Source organism: Hymenobacter caeli, from assembly GCF_013294115.1.
Classification (GTDB): domain Bacteria; phylum Bacteroidota; class Bacteroidia; order Cytophagales; family Hymenobacteraceae; genus Hymenobacter; species Hymenobacter caeli.
Genome location: NZ_JABSNP010000020.1, coordinates 1 through 24,651, shown reverse-complemented (window position 1 = coordinate 24,651; position 24,651 = coordinate 1). Strand labels below are relative to the sequence as shown.

Genomic DNA, 24,651 nt, shown 5'->3' with positions numbered 1-24,651 from the left:
CATTTAGCATTTAACAGCGCCGGGGCCCCTTAGGCGGCCCGCAGGAAACCGCCCAGGCGCAACGAGCTGTCCACGAACACCATGCGCGGGTTTGCGTTGCGCTCGATGTGGTAGTGGGCGTCGGTCAGCTCTTTGGTGAGGGCGTCGGCGTTGCGCGGCGTCACGAACTTAGCGAAGCCGGACACGAACTGCTGCTCCTCGGCCGGCAGGTGGGGCATCAGCCGCGGGTCGAGGCCGAAGAGCAGCACCTTGCGCACCAGCACCAGCGCGTAGGCCAGCAGCTCCTTCTGGTTTTCGCGGCCCTGCTTCTGAAAGGCCTCGCTCTGCTTCAAAATCTCGGCTCCTTTGCTGTTGTAGTTGAAGCACAGGCGCATCCAGTCGCGGAAAAAGGCAAAGTAGTCGTGGTCGGCGCTTTGATCTTTGGAGGCGATGGCGGCCCCCAGGCTGCCTTCGGCCAGCTGCGCCACCTGGCGGGCCTTGGCCTCGGGCACCTGGTAGTGCGCGTGCAGGTAATCGGCAATGTCGGCCTCGGCGAAGGGGCGCACCGCCACCGGCTGCACCCGGCTGAGGATGGTGGGCAGCAGCCGCTCGGGCGCGTGGCTCACGAGCAGGAACACGGTGGCGGGCGGCGGCTCCTCCAGCAGCTTCAGCACGGCGTTGGCCGTGGCGGGGTGCATCAGCTCGGGCAGCCAGAGAATGACGATTTTAAACCGGGCCTCGAAGGCCTTGAGGCTCACCAGCTTCAGTAGCTGGCCGGCTTCTTCCTTGGAGATGCTGCCCTGCTTGTTTTCGGCCCCGATGTGCTGCATCCAGTCGTTGAAGCCCTGGTAGGGGTTGTCGAGCACGAAGCTGCGCCAGTCGGCCATGAACTTGCTGCTCAGCGCGTCTTTGGGCACGGCCTTGGTGGTGGTCACGGGCACCACGAAGTTGAGGTCGGGGTGCACCAGCTTGGCAGTTTTGGTGCAGGCCGGGCAGCGGCCGCAGCTGTCGTCGGCGTCGGGGCCCCGCTCCTCGCAGTTCAGGTACTGGGCGTAGGCGAGGGCCAGGGCCAGCCCCGCGCCGCCCTCGCTGCCGCGAAACAGCTGCGCGTGCGCCACGTGCTGCCGCCGCACCGACTGGCGCAGCAGCTGCTTGACGGCGAGCTGGTTGGGGATGTCAGTGAAAAGCATTATTCAATTAGCAGGGATAGTGCCGCTTTCAACTTTAGTTAGACTGGTTGCGCTGGTCTATTTTCCATTTACGCCGCACCTTATCTTGCCACAACAGTTGCAATGACTCCAAATAATCGGTTCCGAATTCGATGGTTATTAGTTCATCGAATAGAAACCATGAATTATAGTCTAAATCCAAAACAGCTCGTGGCGACAAGCTATTTATTCTGTAGTGCGTTTCATCGTAGTCACGAAGTTGTCCACAGAAGCAGGTGTCTTCTTCGTCCTTTATCTGAAATAGCTTATAGCGTTGCTCAATATATTGGAGCATGTCTACGATAGTACCAAAGGCAAAACCCTGTGGCACTTCATTACTCACGCTTTTCAGTTTTAACACTCTAGCCGTTTGCGCCCGCCATTTGTCAGCTTTATTGGACGTTATGAAACGCTTTGCTACCAACTGATATCCGTCAACCTGATAATCTCCTGCGATATGACGCAACAGCAGCCAATCCTCATTCTCGGCCAGCAGCAATCCGAAGATATCTTCCTCCCAGTCGGCTAATTTGAGCGTTTTTACACAGTAAGGTTTCATTTCACTTCGCTTTTTCCCACACTCGGTCTTCCGCCGTCGCCTCAAAAACCGCCTTCATAATTCCTTCCTCCACCACGTCGTAAGGTAGACCCCGGCGGCCCATCACCCGCTCGGCCACTTCGGCTACTTTGGGCAGCTTGAAGGTTTCGAAACCCGATGCGCCGCCCCAGCTGAAGCTGGGGATGAACTGGCGCGGGAAGCCGGCCCCGAAGATGTTGGCCCCCACGCCCACCACCGTGCCGGTGTTGAACATGGTGTTGATGCGGGTTATTCTTTGAAAGCTGCATACTTAAGCTTCTACTTTTTCCCGTACCCTATCCACGGCTGTTGCGGCCAGTGGCACGGCGGTTTTAAACGGTGGTGGCGGCTTACCGAAATTCAGTGCCGATAAACGCGCCGTAGTTCTGGGTGGCAACGAGGAAGGGCCCGTACCGGTCGAAGCTGGCCGCCGGGCCGAACTGAAAGCCCTTGTAGCTCACACCCAACCGCAGATACAAGTAGCTGCGGTCGTGCAGGTCGGCCTTGATGTTGTAATTATACAGGCCCTGGGCCTTGGCGTACAAGCCCAGCGTGGGAGTGAGTGGCGTCCGGTACTCCAGCAGCGCCAGCGTCTCGAAGTCGTGGGTCTGGGTCAGGTCGAAGCGCGGCAGGAGGATGGCCAGGAACTTGGGGTTGGCGAAGACGTATTGCAGCCCCGCCGTGGGCCGGAACCCGGACACGCTGTTGAAGGCAAACCCGCCCACCCCGGCGAGCCGCTTGGCCAGCCGGTACGTCAGCATGCCCTGGAGAACCGCCTCGTTCTGGGGCAAGTCGTTGCGGTAGTTGCCGTTCAGGGCCGTGACGTTGAAAAAGCCGAGCTTGCTGGTGGGCGTAAACTGCTTGGTTACAATCATCTGGAAGCGGAGGTACACGTTACCGGCCATCACCTCCACCGGTGTCGGGGGCCCCGCAGGCTTAACGGTCCCCGTAGCCGTCGAATCGGCCTGCGCATACACCCCGCCGGGCAACGAAAAGCCCAGCAGGGCGGTCATCAATAGCTGCTTTTTCATACGTTTGCTCAAGTGGTTTTTCGGCCAGGGAAGCCCTGTGCGCCGATTCGTTTTGGTTAATCCGCTGCTGGTGCGCCCTGGGAGCGGCTACCCCCGCTCCCAGGGCCGGTCCCCGGCCGTGGCCTGGAACACCGCTTCCATGATACTTTGCTCTACCGCGTCGTAGGGCAGCCCCCGGCGGCCCATCACCCGCGCGGCCACTTCGGCCACTTTGGGCAGCTTAAAGGTTTCGAAGCCCGCCGCGCCGCCCCAGCCGAAGCTGGGGATGAACTGGCGCGGGAAGCCGGCCCCGAAGATGTTGGCCCCCACGCCCACCACCGTGCCGGTGTTGAACATGGTGTTGATGCCGCACTTGCCGTGGTCGCCCATCAGCAGGCCGCAGAAGGTTTGGCCGGTGTCCACGAAGCGGTGGGCGGCGTGGCTCCACACCTTCACCGGGGCGTAGTTGTTCTTGAGGTTGCTGGTGTTGGTGTCGGCCCCCAGGTTGCACCACTCGCCGATGACGGAGTTGCCGAGGTAGCCGTCGTGGCCTTTGTTGCTGTAGCCCAGCAGGATGCTGTTGCCGATTTCGCCGCCCACCTTGCAGTAGGGGCCGATGGTGTTGTCGCCACGTAGCCGGGCCCCGGCGTTCACCACCGCGCCTTCGCCCAGGGCCAGCGGTCCTTTCAGCACGGCCCCTTCCTCCACCACCGCGTTTTTGCCCAGGTAAATGGGGCCGGCTTCGGCGTTGAGGATGGCGGCGCGGATTTTCACGCCGGGCTCAATAAAAATGTTTTCAGCCCCGTACACGATGGTGTGGGCATCGCCCACCGGCTGCGAGGTGCGGCCCTGGGTGAGCAGGGCAAAGTCGCGCCGAATCTCGACCCCGTTGCGCAGAAACAGGTGCCAGGGCCGCGAGATTACCGTCACGGGCTCGGCTACCTGGCGGGCGTCGGCCAGGCCGTCTTGCACCAGCTCGGCCACCTGGGTGGCGTCGGCCAGGTGGGCGGCCACCAGCGTCTCGTCGCAATACAGGGCCTGGCCGGGGCGCAGGCCTAGCACTTGCTTGATTAGCAGGTCGTCGGGGCAAATAGCGCCGTTGATGACCAGGGCCGGGCCGCTTACGTCGCCGGCCGGGAACTTGGCTTGCAGGTAGGGCTGGGTGAGGTAGCCCACCGCCGGGGCCCCCAGGCGGCGCTGCCACTTTTCGGCCAGCGTGAGGATGCCGCAGCGCAGCGCCGCCACCGGCCGCGTGAAAGTAAAAGGCAATAAATGCGGCCGGATGGCCGGGTCGTCGAAAAGGAGAACGTGCATTTTTTTAAGCTATTAGCCGATGGCTGTTAGCTGTTAGCTTTTTTTTGGCAAGCCCAAACTTACGGCGGACGGCTTGGCCAGGGCCAAAAAAAACTCCTTCCGGGGTTGCCGGAAGGAGTTCGCAAAAGCTAACAGCTGGCAGCTAAAGGCTAACAGCTCGAAAAAGCTATTCTTTGTTGGCGCTGGCCTGCTCTTTCTTGGCGTAGCGGCTGCGGAATTTCTCCACGCGGCCGGCGGTGTCGATGAACATGTTTTTGCCGGTGTAGAAAGGATGCGAGGCGCTGCTCACTTCGATTTTCACCAGCGGGTAGGTCTTGCCGTCTTCCATCGTGATGGTGTCGGTCGGCTTCATCGTGGAGCGGGTGATGAACTTGAAATCCGAGGAGGTGTCCTGAAACACAACTTCCTGGTACTCGGGGTGGGTGCCTTTTTTCATATCGGAGGCCGGTTTGACCGGGTGAACCCCGCCGGTTTTGCGGAAGGGATTGCAAAAGTACGGCTTTAAGCCGACTTCGCCAACGCCCGCGGGCAAAAAAGTTCGGGTAACCGCCGGCCATGCAACGCTTTGCCCGCCGCCGGCCTCTGCTTATCACTAAAGGAATGTACATTTGAAACCTTCCCCTCACCAAGCTCTACCGTTGCGCATGAGGCGTTTTCTTACCGTTTTGCTGCCTGCCGCCCTGGGGCTGGCCCTGTTGCCGCGGCCCGAGCGGGCCGCGGGCCGGGCCCGGTGGCCGCAGGCCCAATTATCGGCCACCTGCGACGGGGCCGCCGTGCGCCTGGACTGGGCCGTGGCCGACGAAACCGACGTGGCGGGCTACGGCCTTTACCGCCGGCTGACTACGGCCGGGTACGTGCTGGTGGCCTACCAGCCGGCCGTGGGCCGCCGCCGCTACCGGTGCTTCGACGCCGGCGCGGCGTGCCAGGCCAGCGGCGAAGCCCTGGCCTACCGGCTGGTGACGCGCCGCCGGGGCCCCGCCGGAAACCAAGCGGCCGCGCTGGCCGACGGGCCCGGGGCCGTGGCCCGCTCCTGGGACACCATTAAGGAGGTGTTCAAGTAGTAGTTGGTTGCCAATTGTCGGTTATTCTTGGTGACCCGACAACCAACGACTGATGACCGAAGGAAGGCCGATTTTTCGGCGCGGCGGCGCACCTTTGCCGGCCCACCGCTCCCTTGCCGCCATGCGCCTCTGCTTTGCTTCCAACAACGCCCACAAGCTCGACGAAATCCGGCCCCTGCTGCCGCCCGGCCTTGAATTGCTGAGCCTGGCCGACATCGGCTGCGCCGAGGAGCTGCCCGAAACCCGGGACACCCTCGAAGGCAACGCCCGCCAGAAGGCCGAGTACGTGCGCCAGCACTACGGTGTAGCCTGCTTTGCCGACGACACCGGCCTGGAAGTAACGGCCCTGGGCGGGGCCCCGGGCGTGTACTCGGCCCGCTACGCCGGGCCCCAGCGCCTGGCCGCCGACAACGTGGCCAAGCTGCTCCACGAGCTGGCCGGCCGGCCCGACCGCACGGCCCATTTCCGCACGGTGGTGGCCCTGGCGCGGGCCGACGGCACGACGCACGCGTTTGCGGGGGCCGTGGCCGGCCATATTGCCGAGGCGGCGCGGGGCACCGGCGGCTTCGGCTACGACCCCGTATTTGTGCCCACCGAGGGCGACGGCCGCACGTTTGCGGAAATGAGCGGGGCCGAGAAAAACCAACTCAGCCACCGGGCCCGGGCGGTGGCGGGGCTACTAGCGTTTTTGCAGGGCGCGGCGTAGGGGCCCTTTGCTTCGCCGCTTACCTTTGCGCTCCTATGCAGCAACCCTACCTCGTCGGCATCACCGGCGGCAGCGCCTCGGGCAAAACCACGTTTTTGAAGCGCCTGCTGGCCGCTTTTCCGGCGCACGAAATCTGCCTAATTTCGCAGGACAACTACTACCAGCCGTATCATCTGCAAGTGGCGGACGAGCAAGGCGTTATCAACTTTGATTTGCCCGGCAGCATCGACGGCGCGGCCTATGCCACCGACGTGCAGCACCTGCGCGAAGGCCGCGAGGTGCGCCGCCCCGAGTACACCTTCAACAACCCCGGCGCTATGGCCCGCGACCTGGTGCTGCGCCCGGCCCCGATTGTGGTGGTGGAGGGCATTTTCGTGTTTTACTTCGAAGATGTGGCCAGGCTGCTCGACCTCAAGGTGTACATCGATGCCCAGGAGCACGTGAAGCTGCACCGGCGCATCGTGCGCGACCAAATCGAGCGCGGGCTTACCCTCGACACCATTCTGTACCAGTACTCCAACCACGTGTCGCCCACCTACGAGAAGTACATCAAGCCGTTCAAGGGGGAAGCCGACCTCATCATTCCCAACAACCGGCACTTCGACCGGGGCCTGGAGGTGCTGGTGGGATTTCTGAAAGGCAAGGTCGGGGCCCCCTAGCCCGGCGGCTGGCGTATATTTAAACACACCCAAGCCCGCGGCGCGATGAATTCTCTCGACTGGCCCCAACAGCTGCGCACCCTGCGCGGGGCCCCCATCAACCGGCTTTCCGACGACGAGTTTTTTGAGTTGTGCCGGCTCAACCCCGACCTGCGTCTGGAGCGCACCGCCCAACACGATATTATGTTGCGCCCCCCGGCCGGTTCCGATTCCAGCGAATCAAGCGGTGAAAGCCAAGGCCAGCTTTGGTTGTGGAACCGGCAGGCCCGGCTGGGCCACGTGTACGAATCATCGGCTGGCTTTAAGCGGCCCGACACGTCGGTGCGCTCCCCCGACGCGGCGTGGCTGAGCAACGCGGCCTGGGAAAAGCTCACGCCCGGGGAGCGAAGCAAGTTTCCGCCGGTGTGCCCCGAGTTTATGATGGAGGTGAAGTCGCCCTCCGACGCGCTGGCCGACTTGCAGGCCAAGATGCAAGACTGCTTGACTAATGGGATGCAGCTCGGCTTTTTGCTGCACGTCGAAGCTGAAACGGCCTACGTGTACTGCCCCGGCCAGCCCGTGGAAACGGTGCAGGGCTACGACCAGGAGCTGAGCGGCGAACCGGTGCTGCCTGGTTTCCGCCTCGACTTGCGCCCCCTGCGCCGGGCTACCTAACGCACCAACATGTACAGTAAAGCCGAAGCTACCCAGTTGAGGCAGGCCTTCTGGACCACCTTTGGGCAGTACATGGCCCCGGTGCCGTCGGCCGAGGGCGGGCCCGCCAACTGGATAAACTACAAGACGGGCCTGAAAAATGTGTACTTCCGCCTGCACGCCGACAACCGCCGCGCCCGCATCGGCATCGAGCTGACGGAGCCCGACGCGGGCCTCCGGGCCCTGTTTTTTGAGCAGTTCGAGGCGCTGAAGCCCCTGCTGCACGAAACCCTGGGCGAGCCCTGGACCTGGGCCGCCGCCGCCGCCGACGAGCACGGCCAGCCGCTGAGCCGCATCTATACGGAGCTGGCTCCGGCCAACGTGTTCAGCCGCGACGACTGGCCGGCGCTCATTTCGTTTTTCAAGCCCCGCCTCGTGGCCCTGGATGCGTTTTGGAGCGACGCGCAGTACGCCTTCGAGGCCCTGAAGTAGCGCCGGGCCCGCTTCCCGGCCAAAGTCCTATCTTTGCAGTCCCCGTTTACATCCATGCTGGTATTGCTTTCCCGTTTTTGGTTTTCGCTCCGCTTCGCCTGGCTCGCCGCCTCGGTGCTGCTGGTGCTGGGCCTGAACCAGCGGGCCGTGAGCGTGCTGCGGCTGCCCGCCGCCCCGGCCGAGTCGCGCTTCGCGGCCCCGCCCAAGGCCACGGTCGTCAAGCAGAAAGTATTGCTGGAAGCCACCCCCGCCCTGGCCCACTGCGTGGCCCCGGTGGCCGTGGCGTGGCTGCCCGGCCTGGGCAGCGCGTGGCTGCCGCGGCTGCGCCGGGCCCTGGCCGTGCCGCGCCTGCGGGCCGGCGTGCGGGCCGGTGAGGTGTTCCGGGCCCGGCTGCTGGCCGTGGCGCTGGCCCCGCAGGCCCCCTAAATTCAATGAGCAATTGACAATGAGCAATGAGCAATGGGGGCTAATAACCAATTGCTTGGGCTCGGCGGCGGTTGCTCTTTTTGATTTTGGGCCTTATCAACCCAATTGCTCATTGCTCATTATTAATTGTTCATTGAATCCATGCGTAACAAAGGACTCATCATTGCGCTCACCGTCATCGTTTCGGCGTTGTGCGCGTACTTTCTCTTCTTCACCTACGTCTCGCGCGGGGTGCAGGACAAGGCCGTGGCCTACGCCACCCACAACGGCCAGCTCAACGAAACCAAGCGCCAGCACTACCTCGATTCGGTGTGGCGGGCCCCCGTGTTCGGCCCCTTTACCTACCGCGAGGTGCGGCAGAGCGAGCTGGGCCTGGGCCTCGACCTGAAAGGCGGCATGCACGTGACGCTGGAAGTATCGCCGGTGGAAATCGTGCGGGCCATGAGCGGCAACTCAAAAGACCCCGCCTTCACCACCGCCCTGGCGCAGGCCCAGGAGGCCCAGAAGACCAACTCCAGCACGCCCTTCACGGCCCTGTTTGAGCAGGCCTACCAGAAGCTGGCCCCCAGCAAGCCGCTGGCCACCATCTTCGCCAACACCACCAACAAGAGCCGCGGCATCGACATCAACTCGCCCAACGACAAGGTGATTGCGGCCATCGACAAAGAAGTAGAGGAAGCCATCGACCGCTCGTTCAACATCCTGCGCACCCGCGTGGACAAGTTCGGCGTCAACCAGCCCACCATCCAGCGGGTGAAGGGCACCGGCCGCCTGCAAATTGAGCTGCCCGGCGTGGACAACCCCGACCGTGTGCGCAAGCTGCTGCAAGGCCAGGCCAAGCTGGAATTCTGGGAAGTGTGGAGCCAGCAGGAAGTGGGCCCCTACTTGGTGCAGCTCGACCAGGTGCTGGCAGCCAGAGAGAAAGCCAACGCCGCCGCTAAGGCCCCGGCCGCTGCTACCGCCGCTGCTAGTGCGACTACCGCCACGACTGCCAAGGGCGACACCACGTCGCTGGCCGCCCAGCTGGCCAAGAAAACGCCCGCTGCCAAAGGGGCCAAGGCCGACTCGGCTGCCCTGGCGGCGGCCAACCAGAAGGGCGGCCCGCTGGCCCGCCTGCTCACCATGCCCGGCCGCCTGGGCGTGGCCCTGCGCGACACTTCCCGCATGAACGCCCTGCTGGCCAGCCCCGAAGCCAAAGCCACGCTGCCCCCCAACCTGGCCCTGCTGTGGAGCGTGAAGCCCACGGTGGTGGACAAGCAGGAGTACCTGGAGCTGAACCCCATCCGCAAAACCCGCGACGGGCAGGCCCCCGTGGCCGGCGAAGTAGTGGCCGACGCCCGCCAGGACTACGACCAGGGCGGCCGCCCCGAGGTGAGCATGAGCATGAACCCGAGCGGGGCCAAGAAGTGGCAGAAAATGACGGCTGCTAACATCGGCAAGCAGGTGGGCATTGTGCTCGACGACTACGTGTACTCGGACCCGGTGGTGCAGGGCGAAATCGCCGGCGGCAACACCAGCATCTCGGGCAACTTCAGCATCGAGGAAGCCCAGGACTTGGCCAACGTGCTGAAGGCCGGCAAGCTGCCCGCCCCCACCCGCATCGTGGAAGAAGCCGTGGTGGGCCCCTCGCTCGGCAAGGAAGCCATTAACCAGGGCCTGTACTCGTCGCTGGCCGGCTTGCTCATCATCATGGCCTTCATGGCCGTGTACTACGGCCGGGCCGGCCTGGTGGCCGACGTGGCCCTGCTCTTCAACATGTTCCTGATTCTGGGCGTGCTGGCGCAGTTCGGCACGGCCCTCACGCTGCCCGGCATCGCGGGCCTGATTCTGGTCATCGCCTCGTCGGTGGACGCCAACGTGCTGATTTTTGAGCGAATTCGCGAGGAGCTGAACAACGGCCACAGCCTGCCCGACGCCATCAACGCCGGCTACTCGCGGGCCTTCTCGGCCATCTTCGACTCGAACGTGACCACGATGCTCATCGCCGTCATCCTGGGCTTCTTCGGCACGGGCCCCGTGCAGAACTTCGCCATCACGCTGGGCATCGGCGTGCTGACCTCGTTCCTGTCGGCCGTGTACGTGTCGCGCCTCATCATCGAGTGGCTCGTGAAGGGCAAGGAAATCAGCAAAATCAGCTTCTCGACCTTCCTCTCGCGCAACCTGTTCCAGAACCTGAACTTCGACATCGTGGGCAAGCGCAAGATTGCCTACATCTTCTCGTCGTCGGTCATCATCCTCGGCTTCGTGCTGATGTACCTGCAAGGGGGCCCCAACCTAGGCGTGGACTTCACCGGCGGCCGCGCCTACGTGATTGACTTCAACAAGACGATGGTGGCCTCCGACGTGGCCGACCAGCTGCGCCCCGCCTTCAAGGGCGCGGGCATCGAGGTGAAGCAGTACGGGGCCCCCACCCGCCTGCGCGTGACCACCAGCTACCTCGCCACCGACGAAAGCACGGCGGCCGACAACAGCGTCCTCGCCGCCCTCAACCAGGGCCTGGGCAAATTCCAGGCCAGCGCCCCGGCCATCAAGTCCACCTCCAAAGTGGGGGCCACCATCGCCGACGACATCAAGCGCACCTCGGTGCTGAGCCTGGGCCTGACGCTGCTGGGCATCTTCGTCTATGTGCTGTTCCGCTTCGAGAAATGGCAGTACTCGATGGCGGCCGTTATAGCACTATTCCACGATGCATTGTTGGTAATCGCATCTTACCCGATTGCCCGCGCCTTCGGCATCAACTACGAGATGGACCAGATTTTCGTGGCGGCCGTGCTCTCCATCATCGGCTTCTCGATGAACGACACGGTGGTGATTTACGACCGGGTGCGCGAGTACCTGCGCGAAAACCCCAAGCTGACCTTTGCCCAGGTGGTGAACCCGGCCCTGAACTCGACCTTCTCGCGGACGATGATTACGTTCACGACCGTGTTTATGGTGGTGTTGGTGCTGTATATCTTTGGGGGTGAGACGCTTCGCTCGTTCTCGTTTGCCATGATTATCGGCATCATTTTCGGCACTTACTCGTCGCTGTTCATCGCTACGCCCATCATTCTGGATACCTATGGCCGCCAGGAAGAGCGCGAGCGCCGGGCCGCCGGCGAGGACGTGTCGGCCCTGCCCGGCGACGCGCCCCAGCTGAGCCGCAGCACGGTGGGCTAAGCCCGGCGGCGGGCCCGGCAGCCGGCCCGCCCGGTCTCTATTATTCGTTCGTAGAGAGCCCGGCCCCATTGGCCGGGCTTTTTCGTGCATTTAACTTTTATTAATAAACCGGGCTGGCCTTTTGTGCTAATTTGCGTTCCGGTAAATAAATACAGCTATTTATCAGGGCAACGCCGCCCCTGTTCTATCCTTACTTCCTATGCGCAAGCTTATTCCATTACTCCCGGCGCGGGTGCTCATCGGGGCCGCGGTGGCCCTGCTGGCCCTGGCTTCGGGGTGCAGCTACTCGCACGGCTCCGAACCGGCCCCGTGCCCCGACGTCACCGCTTCGTCTTCTACCTACGCGGCCACGATTTCGCCCATTTTCGATGCCCACTGCCGCGAGTGCCACGGCAGCGCCGTGTACCAGACGCTGGGCGGCGGCAACGACTACAGCAACTACGCGGGCATCAAGAAGCAGTCGGCCAGCCTCATCCTGGGCTGCATCCGGCACGACCCCGGCTTCGACCAGATGCCCAAGGGCAAAGACCAGCTCTCGACCTGCGACATCGCCCGCATCCAGGCCTGGATCGACGCCGGCCAGCCCAACAACTAGGCCCCCGGCCGCAGTCGCATTTCGTTCCTCCCCTTTGCCCGTGTCCATGAAGCAGTTCCTGCGCTTATTGCTCGTTGTGCTGGTGCTGGCGGCCCCCCGGCCGGGCCGCGCGCAGGGCAAGTTCATGACCAAGGCGGGCCGGGTCAGCTTCTTCTCCACCAGCATCCTCGAAGACATCGAGGCCCGCAACACGGCGGCGGCCGCCGTGCTCGACCTCGGCTCCGGCCAGCTGGCGTTTGCCGTGCCGGTGAAGGAATTTGCCTTTAAGCGCACGCTCATGCAGGAGCACTTCAACGAGAACTACATGGAGAGCGACAAGTACCCGCGGGCCACCTTCACCGGGCGCTTCAGCGGGGCCGACGCCGCGGTGCTGGGCGTGCCGGGCTCGCACCAGGTGCAGGTAGAGGGCGAGCTGACCCTGCACGGCGTGACGCGCCACATCGCCACGGCCGGCATGCTGGAGCTGAAGAGCGGCCAGCTGCTGGTGTTTGCCTTTTTCAGCGTGGCCCCGGCCGACTACGCCATCGAAATTCCGCTGCTCGTGCGCGAAAACATCGCCAAAACCGTGAGCATCCGCGTGTCGCTCACCTGCGACGCCGTGGGCGCCCCCCCCGCGGGCAGCGGCTCCTCCCCGGTCACGCGCTCCAACGCCAGCAACTAGCCCTTATCCCGTCTTTTCCTACCCGTTAGCCAATCCTTGCTATGACTTTTTATCACTACTCTTTGCGCTTCGCGGGCTGGCTGGTGGCCTTTATGGGCCTGGCTTCCGCCGCGCACGCCCAGGACGACCTGCTCGGCCAGCTCGAAAAAACCGCCGAGCCCCCCAAGCGCGAGGTGGTGGCCGCCACCTTCAAGGGCACCCACATCATCAACTCGCAGTCGGTGGAGAACCCGGGCAAGGGCACCATGGTCTTCCTGATTCAGCACCGCTTCGGCACCCTGAACTCGGGGGCCTACGAGTTTTTCGGCCTCGACCAGGCCGTGCTGCGCCTGAGCTTCGAGTACGGCCTCACCAACCGCCTGGCCGTGGGCGTGGGCCGCAGCTCGCAGGAAAAAACGCTCGACGGCTTCCTGAAGTACCGCGCCCTCCGGCAAACCACGGGCCCCGGGTCCGTGCCCGTCTCGGTCACCCTCTTCGCGTCTTCGGCCCTCACGACTCTTAAGTTCAACGACCCGGTGGACCGCACCATGGCTTCGCGCGTGACCTACGCCTACCAGGCCCTGATTGCCCGCAAGTTCAGCCCCGACTTGTCCATTCAGCTCATGCCCACGCTCATCCACCGCAACTACGTGGCCACGCCCGCCGAGCAAAACGACGTGTACGCCCTCGGCGGGGCCCTGCGCCAGAAGCTCACCAAGCGCACCGCCCTCACGGCCGACTACTACTACCTGTTTCCCGGCAACACGGCCAGCACCTTCCGCAACGCGCTGGGCCTGGGCGTGGACCTGGAAACCGGCGGCCACATCTTCCAGCTCCACGTGACCAACTCGCTGGGCATGACGGAGAAGTTTTTCGTGCCCCAAACCACCGGCAACTTCTTCAAGGGCGACCTGTACTTCGGCTTCTGCGTCGCCCGCAACTTCACCATCCGGCCCCACTAATTCCAGTTAAAAGTTGAGCGTTAAAAATTAAGAAGCCCGCCTGATGATTCAGGCGGGCTTCTTAATTTTTAACGCTCAACTTTTAACTGCCTAAACCAGGATGCCTTCGGCGACGACGCTTTGCACTTCGGGCACCATGCGCTTGAGCAGGTTTTCGATGCCCGACTTGAGGGTGACGGTGGCCGAGGGGCAGCCCGAGCACGAGCCTTGCAGGTTCACGGTCACCACGCCTTCGTGGTAGCTTTTGAAGGTGATGTTGCCGCCGTCCTGCTCCACGGCGGGGCGCACGTAGTTGTCGAGCAGGTCGATGATTTTCTGGGCCGTTTGGCCGTCCTGGGCGGTGGGGTCGCCGGCGGTGGCGGCCTGGGCGGCCTTTTGCTCGGCGGCGGGGTCCACGGTAAACAGGGGGCCCCCGGCTTCCACGTAGCTCTTCAGGAACTGGCGCAGCTCGGGGATGAGCTGCGTCCAGGCCAGGTCGGCGTGGGTTTTGGTGACGGTAACGAAGTTCTGGGCGATGAACACGCGGCCCACGTAGTCGAACCCGAACAGCTCCTGGGCGAGGGGCGAGTTCACGGCGGCTTCCAGCGACGGGTAGTCCACGCTCACGCCGTCAACGAGGAGCTGCTGGTTGAGGACGAACTTCATGCTCTCCGGGTTCGGCGAGGCTTCAGCGTAGATGGATACAGCGGACATGGCGGTTAATCTAGTTTCGGTGGGCAAAGGTGGCCGGCTGGCGGCGCGAGGCTAGCCTTGGCGCAGGGCTAGCTGTTGGTCTACAACAGCGTTGTAGCCGCGGGGGTTGCAAAAGTAACACCGGGCCCGGCGCGGGCCCGGGCGGCTACCGAAGCGAAATATCGCTCAAAAAGCCGTAACTGTCTGGAGCAGAACAACACAGTCCGCTATTTGCCTGCTCAGCCCAGCTGGTTGCCGCGGGCCCGCAGCAGCAAATCGGCCAGTACCAGCTGGGTCATGGCCTCCACGATGGGCACGGCGCGGGGCAGCACGCAGGGGTCGTGGCGGCCGCGGCCGGCCAGCGTCACGGCCTCGCCCGCCTGGTTCACGGTGGGCTGCGGCTGCAAAATGGTGGCCACGGGCTTGAACGCCACCCGGAAGTACACGTCCTGGCCGTTGGAGATGCCGCCCTGGCTGCCGCCGCTGCGGTTGGTGCGGGTGGCAATGTGGCCGGCTTCGTCGGTGTAAAATTCGTCGTTGTGCTGCGAGCCGGCCAGCTTGGTGCCCTCAAACCCGGAACCGAACTCGAAGCCTTTCACGGCGTTGATGCTGAGCAGGGCGTGGCCCAGCACGGCGGGCAGCTTGTCGAACACCGGTTCGCCCAGGCCGGGCGGCACGCCGGTGGCCACGCCCGTAATCACGCCGCCCACGGTGTCGTGCGCGTCGCGGGCGGCCCGGATGCGGTCTTCCATGCGGGCGGCGGTGGCGGGGTCGGGGCAGCGCACCAGGTTGGTGTCAATCAGACTTAAATCCAGCGCCTCGTAGCCCACGGGCACTTCAATTTCGCCCACCGCCGACACGTAGGCCCGCACCTGCACGCCGAAATGCGCCAGCAGCTGCGCGGCTACGGCCCCGGCGGCCACGCGGGCGGCCGTTTCGCGGGCCGAGCTGCGGCCCCCGCCCCGGTGGTCGCGGCGGCCGTACTTGGCGTCGTAGGTGTAGTCGGCGTGGCTGGGGCGGTAGGCCTGGGCGATGTGCGAGTAGTCGTCGGAGCGCTGGTCGGCGTTGGGAACGAACAGGCTGATGGGCGTGCCGGTGGTGCGGCCCTCGAACAGGCCGGACTGGATTTGCACCCGGTCGGCCTCGTTGCGGGGCGTGGTCAGCTCGCTCTGGCCGGGCCGGCGGCGGTCGAGGGCCGCCTGGATGTGGGCCGCCTCCACGGCCAGGCCGGCCGGGCAGCCGTCGATAATTACCCCGATGCCCACGCCGTGCGACTCGCCAAAGGTGGTGATGCGAAAGAGGGTGCCGAAAGTGTTGGACATGAGGAAGCGCAGGCGCAAAAAACCAGAAGAAGTACAAAGTTAGCGGCAAGGGGCCCGGCGGAGCCGTTGTTCAGGAGGCCCCCGGGGCCCGCCGCCGGGCCTGCCACCAGCCGGCGGCGGCCAGGCCCAGCAGCCCGGCCAGCAGCGCCGTGGCGTAGCGCCGCACCTGGCGGTACACGTCGAGGGGCTGAAGCACAGCGTCGGCCCGGGCAATGGCTGCGGGGTAGAACGGGTCGGCCGCGACGGGGCGGGCGGGCGGCGCGGTGGGCCGCGCCGCCGCGCCAGCGGGCCGGATTTGGAGCCGCAGGGTGGAGCGCAGCACCCCGTAAGTGCCCGCTACGGGGTCGAATACCGACAGCTGCCACAGGCTGTCGAGCGGCAGCACGCCCGGCCGCTGCGCCACCACCCGGTAGCGGAACAGCTTGCGGCCCGGGCCCCCGGGGTCGGTTTCCAGGCGCACGTCGGGGCCGTACACGGCCAGCCCGGCCCGGGGGGCCAGCACCGGCGGCGGCAGGGCCGCCAGGTTGCCCGCCCCTTCCACCCCAAACGTGTAGCTGAACACCTGCCCCGCCGTGAATTCGGTGTGGCTGATGGACTCGCGCAGCTGGTAGTGGCCCACCGCGGCCGGGGGCCCGCCGCGCCGGTAGGGCAGCGGGCGCACGGCCACGGCCAGGCCCCGCGCCAGGTAGGTTCTGTAAGCCGCCAGGCGGCCGTCCACGCCGGGCTCGGGCTTTTTCAGGAGCCGGAACTTGGTCATCGTCAGGGCCAGGGACGGGAATACTAGGGGCTGGGGCGTGAGCGGGTAATAGGTGGTTTCGGCCAGCCGGAAGCGCAGCATGCGCTGGGGGCCCCAGCGCACGGTGTCGGGCAGTACTTTTTGCTCGCCGGCCGGTACTTCCCAGGCCGTGGGCTGGCGCAGCCGGTGCAGCAGGCGCGGCAGCTGGTCGTCGAAGTCGTGGAAGGCCAGCACGGCCTGGTCGGCCGGCCGCAGGTAAAACGAGAGCGTGACGCGCACGCCCTGCCCCACGAACACCTGGCGCTGGTCGGCTTCCAGCAGCAGCACCGCGTGGTCGGGCACGTCCTGGTACAGCCCCGGCTTGGGCTTGCCAAACAGCTGGTCGAGGGCCCCCACGCCCTGCAAGGGCGCGGGACCCGCCGGAGCCGCTTTGGCGGCGGGGCCCGGCGCGGCGGGCCCCACGTGCACGGTGCCGCCGCCGCCGCGCACCCGCACCCCGTTCACGGTCAGCAAAAAGGGCTTGATGGCGTAATCGCCCTCGCCGTAGGGCGCGTAGCGCTGGGTAATGGTCAGCTCGGTGAAGCGGCGGCCTTGCACCAGGCGGGTGGTGGTGGTGCTGGTTTTGCCGGCTTTTTTGAAGCCCTCCAGGTCGGGAAAAGCCGAGTAGTCGGCCAGGGCCGCGCCGCGCAGCCGAAACGCCAGCGTGTACGTGCCCGTGACGGGCAGCACGGCCGGGCCCGGCACCACTTCTACCCGCGGGCGGACGGGCTGCGCCCAGCCGGCTCCGGCCACCAACAAGGGGTAGAAAAGGGCCAACAACCGCGGCATTAGCACTCTAAATTGCATTATTTAATCTTATTGAGCCCCGGACGTTGTGTGAGCCAAATGCCTGACTGTGGCCCTTTTCCCGCCAAAATGTGGCCTGGGGCCCAAAGGAAAAGGAAAAAAGTTAAGCCCAAGTACAATCCCTAGTTCAAACTCGCCCGTATCTAGCCCACGAACGCCTCCAGCGACCAGCTTATTCGCCCTGCGCGCCAAGCGGCCAATGGAGTGTCGGACAACTGAAAATTCCTATTTTATTATTTTCCCACTTTCCTCTTTTTCATCATGTCCCAACACTCCCAAGTAGGCGGCCAGGACGAGCTAATCACCGCCCAGCCTCTGTACACGCCTATCAAACGGCGTTCGTTCTTTATGTATGCCGGCGCTACTGCCGGAGCTACAGCACTCATCCTGGCGGGCTGCTCGAAAGATGATACCAATAATAATGCCCCTACCCCTACACCGGGTGGCACGGGAGCATCGGTAAGTTTAGGATCAGGCGACGTAGGCGTGCTCAACTACGCCTACGCGTTGGAGCAGCTCGAGGCTGCTTTCTATGCTCAAGTAGTAAAGACTCCGGCCAGCGATTTCCAAGGCAGTGAATTAGCTTACTTCACGCAAGTGGCGTCCCACGAAGCCATCCACCGTGACTTCTTCAAAGCCGCTATCAACCGCGATGCTCCTGGCAAAATTATACCGGGCCTGAACCCCAACTTCACCAGCATCAACTTCGCATCACGCGCATCGGTACTGGGCGCTGCAAAGGCATTTGAGGATTTAGGAGTAGCTGCTTATAACGGAGCAGGTAAACTTCTCAAAACCGCTGCTTATTTAGTTATTGCTGGTCAAATTGTTTCTGTTGAAGCCCGTCACGCCGCTTACGTTCGTGATTTGCTCGATACCACCGGCACATCGTTTGCTGGCGACGACCAAGTAGATCCCACGACTGGCCTTGACAAAGCTATGATGCCGGTTGATGTAATTACCGCCGCTCAAACCTATGTAACGGAAAAGTTGGACGCTAGCACCGTCGGCAAGTAATTTCCTCTTCCTCATTTGTAATCAATTTTTGTTATGAATCTCTTCAAAATAATTGACCAACTCGCGGAAGTAGACGCCGACGTTCTTGGTCGCTTCGACTCGCGCCGTGCTATTTTCAGTTCGCTGGGCACCGCAGCTAAGCGCTCGGCCTTGGCAGCCACGCCGCTGTTCTTGGGCGCGCTGTTTCAAAAGGCTTACGCTGGCACCACTGCCACGGCAGTAGAAGTGCTCCAGTACGCGCTGGCTCTAGAGCTGTTCGAGCAGGACTTTTACGGAAAAGTGAAGGCTTCTGCCCTGTACACCGCTGCCTCGGCCGCTGACAAAGCTGCCGTTGACCAGATCAAAAAGCACGAAGATTCGCACGTTACGCTGCTGAAAGGTGCCATTTCAGGCATGGGAGCTACCCCCGTATCGGGTGTTACCTTCAAGGCTGCGGTGTTCGCAACACTTACCACTTTTAAGACTGGCCCGGCTGCTACCTCGCAGCTTGGTATTGCCCAGTTGCTGGAAGACACCGGGGTTCGTGCCTACAAAGGCCGCGCCGGCGAGTTGCTCGGCACCGACCTGCTGACCGTAGCGCTGCAAATCCACTCGGTGGAAGCTCGTCACGCGTCGAAAATTCGCACCATGCGCGGCCAGCTGGCCTGGGTGAACCCCGGCGACGACCTGGCAACTCACCCGGTGTACACCAGCGGCGTCACTGCTGGCTCGAACCCCGGCCAGTTTGGCCTAGCTGTTCCTGCCTACACGACGGCTAGCCCGGTTGAGAATAATACGACTCAGTCGGGCGTGCCCATTACTACCGGTCTAGGCACTACTTACTCAGCTTCTGATGCAGCAGCGGCTTACGACGAGTACCTGCAAGTTGCCGAAGTGCTCGACAACTCGCGTGCTGGCGGCTTGATTGGCGCGTAGAGAGCAACTTCATTAGCAAGTGTTATCTGGCGACGCCAGTTCCGCAGTGCGGGACTGGCGTTGTTTTTTGTTTTGAAGTCGGCAATCAGCAACGCAAACGGTGCAACTCGCGCTGCCAATTACTGATACCTTTACGGCTTCCAAAAACGGCTCGAACGCAACCAGTCTATAAAATTTGGGGATTAATCGTGCGAAAAGCGGCTTTGGCCGCTTTTTACGCGTGTTGGGGCACCGCGCAGGCCGTCCGGTTCGTTGACAGCGCAGGGAATCCCGGGGTTGTTGATTATCTTTTCAGAACTGCCACGGCCCACGGCAAAACCATCCTTCTTTCCATCCCACCCGCTATGTTAGACTACGTAAAACTCATCCTCCAAAAAGTGAGCTTCAATAAGGTGCTTTTTGAGAAGGAGCTACGCAAGGCCCTCAAAACCGTGCTGCCCGCCGAAATGGCGGCTTTCCGCGTCTGGTGCTACCAGCAGTTCTCGCGCCTCTACCGCCGGGTGCTCAACCGGGCCTTCCGGCAGGCGGCCCGCGTGGGCCTAGCCTAACAGCGCATCCAGCACGGAGCGGGCCCGCGCTTACCCAATGCCTCGCACCTTACCTACCGGGCCAGGCCCGCTGCTCTACAGCTCCGGCGGGTTGCTCACGAAGGCGATGTTGCGCGTGAGGCCCGCGTAGCCCGTTCGCTTTACCGCCGACTGTCGGAACAACTCCGTGAACAACTCGTGGGTGATTTCGCGCCAGTCGCCGGGGGTCAGGTTTTTCAAGTCGGGGTGGGCCTGGAACTGCGGCTCCTGGTGGGGCTTGGCGAAGCGGTTCCACGGGCACACGTCCTGGCAGATGTCGCAGCCGAACACCCAGTTGCCCAGCTGGCCGCCCACCTCGGTTGGAATCTGGTCCTTCAGCTCGATGGTGAAGTAGCTGATGCACTTGCTGCCGTCCACCACGTAGGGCTCGGTGATGGCCTGCGTGGGGCAGGCGTCGAGGCACTTGGTGCAGGTGCCGCAATAGTCGCGGATGGCCCCGTCGTAGTCCAGCTCCACGTCCACAATCAGCTCGGCGATGAAGTAGAACGAGCCGCTGCCGGGCGTGATGAGGTTGGTGTTTTTACCCACCCAGCCCAGGCCGCTCTTCTTAGCCCAGGCCCGGTCCAGCACCGGAGCCGAATCGACGAAGCACCGGCCCCCGATGTCGCCAATCTCGGCCTGCATGTCGGCCAGCAGCGTTTTCAGCTTGTCCTTGATGACGAAATGGTAGTCGCGCCCGTAGGCGTACTTGCTGATTTGGAGCGTGTCGGCGGGCTGCTGGTCCTCGGGGGCCGGGTAGTAGTTGAGCAGCAGCGAAATCACCGATTTGGCCCCGTCCACGAGCCGGCGCGGGTCGAGGCGCATGTCGAAGTGGTTTTCCATGTAGGCCATGCGGCCGTTCATGCCGTGCCGGAGCCAGTTTTCCAGCCGCGGAGCCTCGTCTTCCAAGAACTCCGCCTTAGAAATGCCGCACGCCATGAAGCCCAGCTCAGCGGCCCGGCGCTTGATAAAGGGCGTCCAGTCGGCGCGGAGCAGCATCAAGCGGCGGGCGCGGCCGGGTAAGGCAGCAGTTGCAGGCCCGACTTATCCAAAAAATGGAAATCCCGCTGGTTTTTGCTGAGTAGCGGCAAGTCGTATTCAATGGCCGTGGCAGCAATTAAAGCATCAGCAATGCCTAGATTACGGCCTAAATAATATCGGTTTATCAACTCGTCGGCTCGGCGCGATATATCGCCATCTAAGGCTATTACTTGAAAACGGCGAAGTAACTTTTCGGCTTGCTGCTGCACTTCAAAATTCCGGTAACCCCGAATGGTTTCCATCCGAGACACGATGCTGATGCCCAAGGGGGCGGCGCTACCCAGCGCGGTCAGCAGCGTCGCGGCCAGCACATCTTTCCGTAACACATCAATCAACACATCAGAATCAAGTAAAATCAATCCCGTCATTACGCTGGCCGCAAACCGCGCCGAACCTGGTGGATGTAATCGGCTCCGTCGGTGATATCAGTCCGGCTAGCCCAAGCGCCAAAATATACCGGGTCGTCGAAAGGCAAACCGGCTTGGGCTGGTTCTGCTGGGTATAAGATCGGAGGCTGCCGCTTGCCTACTTCCACAGCTTGTTTTTTTAACAAAAGCACTAGCTGCTCAACCGCCGCGCGGGTGCGTTCAGGCAAGGCGTTAAGTTCTTGCGCAAGCTGAAGCGTTTCCATGCAGTCCGTATTTTACTCTGGTTAAAGATACGCGCAAAAACAAAAAACGCGCCGCTGAGGGCGGCGCGTTCCATGCTAAGCAAATGCTATCGACAAAGCTGCCGCCCTACGCCGTAATCTCGGCAAACAGGTCGCCGTTGTTGCCGCGCAGGTGCTGCGGCAGGGCCCGGCCCAGGTGCAGGTAAGCGGCTTCGGTGGCCTCGCGGCCGCGCGAGGTGCGCTTGATGTAGCCCTCCTGGATGAGGAAGGGCTCGTACACCTCTTCGATGGTTTCGCCCTCCTCGCCGCACGCGGTGGCGATGGTGGTGATGCCGACGGGGCCCCCCTTGAACTTGTCGATGATGGTGGTGAGGATGCGCTTGTCCATGTCGTCGAGGCCGCGGGCGTCCACGTCCAGCGCGTTCAGGGCAAACTGCGCGATTTCCACCGTGATGGTGCCGTCGCCCTTGATTTGGGCAAAGTCGCGGGTGCGGCGCAGCAGGTTGTTGGCGATGCGCGGGGTGCCGCGCGAGCGGCGGGCAATTTCAAAGGCCGCGTCCTCGTGGATGGGTGTGCCCAGGATTTCGGCCGAGCGCAGCACAATGGTGGTCAGCAGCTTGGAGTCGTAGTACTCCAGCCGGGCCGAGATGCCGAAGCGGGCCCGCAGCGGGGCCGTGAGCATGCCCGAGCGGGTGGTGGCCCCCACGAGGGTGAAGGGCGAGAGCGAAATCTGCACCGAGCGGGCGTTGGGGCCCGAGTCGAGCATGATGTCGATGCGGTAGTCCTCCATCGCCGAGTACAGGTACTCTTCCACCACGGGGTTGAGGCGGTGGATTTCGTCGATGAACAGCACGTCGTGCGGCTCTAGGTTGGTGAGCAGGCCGGCCAAGTCGGAGGGCTTGTCGAGCACGGGGCCCGAGGTCATCTTGATGCCCGCGCCCAGCTCGTTGGCGATGATGTGCGAGAGCGTGGTTTTGCCCAGGCCGGGGGGACCGTGCAGCAGCACGTGGTCGAGGGCGTCGCCGCGCTGCTTGGCGGCGGCCACGAACACCTTCAGGTTCTCCAGAATTTTTTCCTGTCCCGTGAAGTCGTCGAACGACAGTGGCCGCAAGGCCTTGTCGATGTCCTTATCGGTGGCGTCGAGGCGTTCGTTGTCGCCGGTGAGGTAGGCTTCGCGCATGGTTTTAATGAATTGCTGTTGGTGGTCGGCGGGCAGCCACTGGTGCCCGGATACCCAACTGAAACTGCCGCAAAAAAGCTCCCAATTTTTTAGTAAAGCTGCGCATTAATCGGACAGTAGCAACAGTTTTACTAACGGTTCATTAGCACCCCGATGTCGAGGTGCAGCCAGTCGTCTTCCCAGGCTTTGTGGTTGAGGCGGGCTTCGATGGCAAACCCGGCGTCGAGCAGGCGGGCCACGGTTTCGTTCTGGCCCTCGGGCAGGTAGCCGAGCCACACGTTGGCTGGGTGCGTGGTGGGCAGGGTGTGTACCTGCACTGCCCAGTCGTCGTAGTGGCTGTCGGGCTCGCGGGTGAGCAGCAAGGTCTGCCCGACTTTGAGCGAGGGCTCCACTTTGTCAATTTCGGGGCGGCGGTGCGAGGTGCCCGCCACGAGGCATTCCAGCAGCACGAGGGGTTCGGTAAGCTCCTTCATGGGGCCAAATTACGGCGCGGGGCGCAAGTTTTGCTTTTCGCGTATCTTTCCTTCATGCTCCGCACCGACCTCATCACCATCGACCCGGAAATTACGGGCGGCACCCCGGTCTTCACCGGCACGCGGGTTGCCATCCAAACGCTGTTTGACTACGTGGCGACCGGCGAAACCATTAACGACTTTCTGGAAGGATTCCCCAGTGTCGGCCGTGCGCAAGCAGAAGGCGTGCTTTACCTGGCTGCCAAAGCTCTGATTCCCGACCATTTGCACGTAAAACCAGCCCAGATTGATTTTGAGGCGATTATAAAAGCGCATGAAGCTGCTGCTTGACGAAGACCCGGACGTAAAACTCCGCTTCCGCTTTGGCCCCAGGCACGAGGTAAGCACAGTGCAGCAGATGGGTTGGTTAGGCAAGAAAAACGGCGAATTGCTGCGCCTCATGCTTTCATCAGGCTTTGAAGCCCTCCTTACCGGCGACCAAAACTTGCCTTACCGGCAAAACTGGCAGCAGTACCCATTTGCGGTCGTCGTACTTAGCGGCACACCCAGAAAAGTACGCTACTCATTTGCTGCTGCTGCCCCAAGTACTGGAGCTACTGGCGCAGCCGGGGCTGGCCGGCGGGGTACACGTAGTGGGGGCAGCACTGCCATAACGCTACAATGCAGTGCGGCCGGGAAACGGGAAGAATCCTCCCGTTCCCCGGCCGCGGAGCCCTTGGGCAATGCCCGCTAGTAGCTCAACATCGGCTCCATCTCCTTGGCCTGGTTGATGAAGCCCTGCACCTGGGCGGCCCCTGGCATCTGGTTGACGAGGTTGCGCTTGGCGTTGGTTTCGGCCATGGCCGCGTACAGGTTTTCGGCGTTGCGGCGGCGCAGCTCCTTCACCGTGTCCACGCCGGCGGCTTCGAGCAGCTCCGACGTTTGGGGCCCTACGCCCTTGATGCGCATCAGGTCGCAGTGGTTCACCCATTTCAGAATTTTGTCCTCGGCGATGCCCGTGTCGGCGGCCACTTTGCGGCGGCCAGCGGGGGTTTTGCCGGCGTCCAGCAGCGCGTCCACGCTGTGGATGTTGGCGGCTTCGAGCTTGGCGGCAAATGCCTTGCCGACGCCTTCAATTTCTTCTACGGTGTACGCCATGACGGTGGAGGTTGGATGAGGTGATGATACAGTCGTAAAGCTAAGCCATTACCCGTTATACCCATCTGCCTCAGTTATTTACTCAGCCAAGCCGCTGCCAATGCTATCCAAAGCGCGGGGCTTCCTCTCCAAGCGCGGCCTTGCCATAATACCACCGGGCCCGAACCAGGCGGCGGCGGTACCGTTCCGGCATTCATGAAACGCATACAACGCCCGGTTAGCTTGCGCTAGCCCTGCTTCCCTTCCAACCTAACCCACTACCCCATGAAAAAGCTGTTTCTCTCCGCCACGTTGCTGCTGGTAGCCGCCGGCACGTGGGCCTTTTACCCGAAAGCCGCCGAGCCGGGCGGGTACATGATGGTGATTGGCAGGGAAAGCCACGGGTATTCAATAATCACTATCTCACCCTCCGGGGAAACCAGCATTCAACCTGTTACAAAAACCAAGCAAGATGCTGAATTTGCGCTGCGCAAAGCCGAGATTTTAAAGGTTAACGACTTAAAACAGAATGGCTGGAAAGTAATAAACACAACCACTCATTCGGTACCAGGCTATTTTGAGGAGGTATATTTATTAGAAAAATAAGTGACACCTGTAAAAAGCGACCACCCTAGTCAAGGTGAGGTGGTCTAGCTAAGCCGCACAGAGTTGGGACGTAGTTTGAAAATGGGTTTCGAAGTGGTTGGGGGCGAGATAACCGAGGGCCGAATGCCGC

Annotated in this window: 30 protein-coding genes and 1 pseudogene; 16 read left to right on the top strand and 15 right to left on the bottom strand. The window is 62.7% G+C overall.

Annotated features, from left to right (window positions below; genetic code table 11):
* Positions 1 to 29: 29 nt before the first annotated feature.
* From HNP98_RS17740 to HNP98_RS17715, 6 genes and pseudogenes are all read right to left on the bottom strand, one after another.
* Positions 30 to 1,169, bottom strand: coding sequence for a DNA polymerase III subunit (locus HNP98_RS17740; protein ID WP_173811517.1), 1,140 nt, complete (start codon positions 1,167 to 1,169; stop codon positions 30 to 32).
* A 34-nt stretch (positions 1,170 to 1,203) separates the two neighbouring features.
* Complete coding sequence (locus HNP98_RS17735) at positions 1,204 to 1,746, bottom strand: hypothetical protein (RefSeq protein ID WP_173811516.1); 543 nt, start codon at positions 1,744 to 1,746, stop codon at positions 1,204 to 1,206.
* Between the two features lies 1 nt (position 1,747).
* Positions 1,748 to 2,008: pseudogene (locus HNP98_RS17730) on the bottom strand (glucose-1-phosphate thymidylyltransferase); the annotation flags it as partial.
* Between the two features lie 106 nt (positions 2,009 to 2,114).
* The gene (locus HNP98_RS17725; protein ID WP_173811515.1) at positions 2,115 to 2,795 is read right to left on the bottom strand and encodes a hypothetical protein; all 681 of its coding nucleotides are present in this window, start codon (positions 2,793 to 2,795) and stop codon (positions 2,115 to 2,117) included.
* 87 nt (positions 2,796 to 2,882) lie between these two features.
* Positions 2,883 to 4,088 (bottom strand): GlmU family protein, encoded by a 1,206-nt coding sequence (locus HNP98_RS17720; protein ID WP_173811514.1) that lies wholly within the window; start codon positions 4,086 to 4,088, stop codon positions 2,883 to 2,885.
* 166 nt (positions 4,089 to 4,254) lie between these two features.
* Positions 4,255 to 4,524 carry a type B 50S ribosomal protein L31 gene (locus HNP98_RS17715; RefSeq protein WP_173811513.1) on the bottom strand — a complete coding sequence of 90 codons (270 nt, stop codon included), beginning with the start codon at positions 4,522 to 4,524 and terminating at the stop codon, positions 4,255 to 4,257.
* A 229-nt stretch (positions 4,525 to 4,753) separates the two neighbouring features.
* Between HNP98_RS17715 and HNP98_RS17710 the strand changes: the two genes are divergently transcribed.
* The 10 genes from HNP98_RS17710 to HNP98_RS17665 all read left to right on the top strand — a co-directional run bounded on the left by HNP98_RS17710 (position 4,754) and on the right by HNP98_RS17665 (position 13,421).
* Positions 4,754 to 5,149, top strand: coding sequence for a hypothetical protein (locus HNP98_RS17710; protein ID WP_173811512.1), 396 nt, complete (start codon positions 4,754 to 4,756; stop codon positions 5,147 to 5,149).
* Between the two features lie 121 nt (positions 5,150 to 5,270).
* A complete protein-coding gene (gene rdgB, locus HNP98_RS17705; RefSeq protein WP_173811511.1) occupies positions 5,271 to 5,855 on the top strand; it encodes an RdgB/HAM1 family non-canonical purine NTP pyrophosphatase in 585 nt (194 codons plus the stop codon).
* 35 nt (positions 5,856 to 5,890) lie between these two features.
* Complete coding sequence (locus HNP98_RS17700; protein WP_173811510.1) at positions 5,891 to 6,514, top strand: uridine kinase family protein; 624 nt, start codon at positions 5,891 to 5,893, stop codon at positions 6,512 to 6,514.
* A 45-nt stretch (positions 6,515 to 6,559) separates the two neighbouring features.
* A complete protein-coding gene (locus HNP98_RS17695; RefSeq protein WP_173811509.1) occupies positions 6,560 to 7,168 on the top strand; it encodes a Uma2 family endonuclease in 609 nt (202 codons plus the stop codon).
* Positions 7,169 to 7,177: 9 nt separating this feature from the next.
* Complete coding sequence (locus HNP98_RS17690) at positions 7,178 to 7,639, top strand: DUF4268 domain-containing protein (protein WP_173811508.1); 462 nt, start codon at positions 7,178 to 7,180, stop codon at positions 7,637 to 7,639.
* Between the two features lie 54 nt (positions 7,640 to 7,693).
* Positions 7,694 to 8,065, top strand: a complete 372-nt coding sequence (locus HNP98_RS17685; RefSeq protein ID WP_173811507.1) for a hypothetical protein — start codon at positions 7,694 to 7,696, stop codon at positions 8,063 to 8,065.
* Positions 8,066 to 8,206: 141 nt separating this feature from the next.
* Positions 8,207 to 11,224: a protein translocase subunit SecDF gene (gene secDF, locus HNP98_RS17680; protein ID WP_173811506.1), complete on the top strand. Its 3,018-nt coding sequence runs from the start codon at positions 8,207 to 8,209 to the stop codon at positions 11,222 to 11,224.
* A gap of 199 nt (positions 11,225 to 11,423) precedes the next feature.
* Complete coding sequence (locus tag HNP98_RS17675) at positions 11,424 to 11,819, top strand: hypothetical protein (protein WP_173811505.1); 396 nt, start codon at positions 11,424 to 11,426, stop codon at positions 11,817 to 11,819.
* 46 nt (positions 11,820 to 11,865) lie between these two features.
* Positions 11,866 to 12,480 carry a YceI family protein gene (locus HNP98_RS17670; RefSeq protein WP_173811504.1) on the top strand — a complete coding sequence of 205 codons (615 nt, stop codon included), beginning with the start codon at positions 11,866 to 11,868 and terminating at the stop codon, positions 12,478 to 12,480.
* Positions 12,481 to 12,521: 41 nt separating this feature from the next.
* Complete coding sequence (locus HNP98_RS17665) at positions 12,522 to 13,421, top strand: DUF5777 family beta-barrel protein (RefSeq protein WP_246275200.1); 900 nt, start codon at positions 12,522 to 12,524, stop codon at positions 13,419 to 13,421.
* A 90-nt stretch (positions 13,422 to 13,511) separates the two neighbouring features.
* On the opposite strand, the gene HNP98_RS17660 is transcribed toward HNP98_RS17665, so the two are convergent.
* From HNP98_RS17660 to HNP98_RS17650, 3 genes are all read right to left on the bottom strand, one after another.
* A complete protein-coding gene (locus tag HNP98_RS17660; protein ID WP_173811503.1) occupies positions 13,512 to 14,114 on the bottom strand; it encodes a NifU family protein in 603 nt (200 codons plus the stop codon).
* Positions 14,115 to 14,332: 218 nt separating this feature from the next.
* Entirely contained in the window at positions 14,333 to 15,415 is a 1,083-nt protein-coding gene (gene aroC / locus HNP98_RS17655; RefSeq protein ID WP_173811502.1) for a chorismate synthase, read from the bottom strand.
* Between the two features lie 70 nt (positions 15,416 to 15,485).
* Positions 15,486 to 16,979, bottom strand: coding sequence for a BatD family protein (locus HNP98_RS17650; RefSeq protein ID WP_173811501.1), 1,494 nt, complete (start codon positions 16,977 to 16,979; stop codon positions 15,486 to 15,488).
* A 279-nt stretch (positions 16,980 to 17,258) separates the two neighbouring features.
* Between HNP98_RS17650 and HNP98_RS17645 the strand changes: the two genes are divergently transcribed.
* The 3 genes from HNP98_RS17645 to HNP98_RS17635 all read left to right on the top strand — a co-directional run bounded on the left by HNP98_RS17645 (position 17,259) and on the right by HNP98_RS17635 (position 19,477).
* Positions 17,259 to 18,014: a ferritin-like domain-containing protein gene (locus HNP98_RS17645; protein WP_173811500.1), complete on the top strand. Its 756-nt coding sequence runs from the start codon at positions 17,259 to 17,261 to the stop codon at positions 18,012 to 18,014.
* Between the two features lie 33 nt (positions 18,015 to 18,047).
* On the top strand, positions 18,048 to 18,929 hold the full coding sequence (locus HNP98_RS17640) for a ferritin-like domain-containing protein (RefSeq protein ID WP_173811499.1): 882 nt from the start codon (positions 18,048 to 18,050) through the stop codon (positions 18,927 to 18,929).
* Between the two features lie 344 nt (positions 18,930 to 19,273).
* Positions 19,274 to 19,477 carry a hypothetical protein gene (locus HNP98_RS17635; RefSeq protein ID WP_173811498.1) on the top strand — a complete coding sequence of 68 codons (204 nt, stop codon included), beginning with the start codon at positions 19,274 to 19,276 and terminating at the stop codon, positions 19,475 to 19,477.
* 75 nt (positions 19,478 to 19,552) lie between these two features.
* Here the strand turns inward: HNP98_RS17635 and queG are convergent, their stop codons facing one another.
* The 5 genes from queG to HNP98_RS17610 form a co-directional block, all read right to left on the bottom strand.
* Entirely contained in the window at positions 19,553 to 20,494 is a 942-nt protein-coding gene (gene queG / locus HNP98_RS17630) for a tRNA epoxyqueuosine(34) reductase QueG (RefSeq protein ID WP_173811559.1), read from the bottom strand.
* Positions 20,494 to 20,904, bottom strand: a complete 411-nt coding sequence (locus HNP98_RS17625) for a type II toxin-antitoxin system VapC family toxin (protein ID WP_173811497.1) — start codon at positions 20,902 to 20,904, stop codon at positions 20,494 to 20,496. The genes queG and HNP98_RS17625 overlap by 1 nt, the downstream gene beginning before the upstream one ends.
* The gene (locus HNP98_RS17620) at positions 20,904 to 21,167 is read right to left on the bottom strand and encodes a hypothetical protein (RefSeq protein ID WP_173811496.1); all 264 of its coding nucleotides are present in this window, start codon (positions 21,165 to 21,167) and stop codon (positions 20,904 to 20,906) included. Before HNP98_RS17620 ends, HNP98_RS17625 begins: the two co-directional genes overlap by 1 nt.
* Positions 21,168 to 21,273: 106 nt before the next feature.
* Positions 21,274 to 22,326, bottom strand: coding sequence for a Holliday junction branch migration DNA helicase RuvB (ruvB, locus tag HNP98_RS17615; protein WP_173811495.1), 1,053 nt, complete (start codon positions 22,324 to 22,326; stop codon positions 21,274 to 21,276).
* Positions 22,327 to 22,457: 131 nt separating this feature from the next.
* A complete protein-coding gene (locus HNP98_RS17610; protein WP_173811494.1) occupies positions 22,458 to 22,799 on the bottom strand; it encodes an HIRAN domain-containing protein in 342 nt (113 codons plus the stop codon).
* 54 nt (positions 22,800 to 22,853) lie between these two features.
* On the opposite strand from HNP98_RS17610, the gene HNP98_RS17605 reads away from it, so the two are divergent.
* On the top strand, positions 22,854 to 23,129 hold the full coding sequence (locus HNP98_RS17605) for a DUF433 domain-containing protein (RefSeq protein ID WP_173811493.1): 276 nt from the start codon (positions 22,854 to 22,856) through the stop codon (positions 23,127 to 23,129).
* Positions 23,113 to 23,532, top strand: a complete 420-nt coding sequence (locus tag HNP98_RS17600; protein ID WP_173811492.1) for a hypothetical protein — start codon at positions 23,113 to 23,115, stop codon at positions 23,530 to 23,532. Before HNP98_RS17605 ends, HNP98_RS17600 begins: the two co-directional genes overlap by 17 nt.
* Here the strand turns inward: HNP98_RS17600 and HNP98_RS17595 are convergent.
* Positions 23,529 to 23,936 carry a DUF4332 domain-containing protein gene (locus tag HNP98_RS17595; protein WP_173811491.1) on the bottom strand — a complete coding sequence of 136 codons (408 nt, stop codon included), beginning with the start codon at positions 23,934 to 23,936 and terminating at the stop codon, positions 23,529 to 23,531. The two genes, HNP98_RS17600 and HNP98_RS17595, sit on opposite strands and share 4 nt — an antisense overlap.
* Positions 23,937 to 24,200: 264 nt before the next feature.
* Between HNP98_RS17595 and HNP98_RS17590 the strand changes: the two genes are divergently transcribed.
* Complete coding sequence (locus HNP98_RS17590; protein WP_173811490.1) at positions 24,201 to 24,521, top strand: hypothetical protein; 321 nt, start codon at positions 24,201 to 24,203, stop codon at positions 24,519 to 24,521.
* The last annotated feature ends 130 nt before the right edge of the window (positions 24,522 to 24,651 follow it).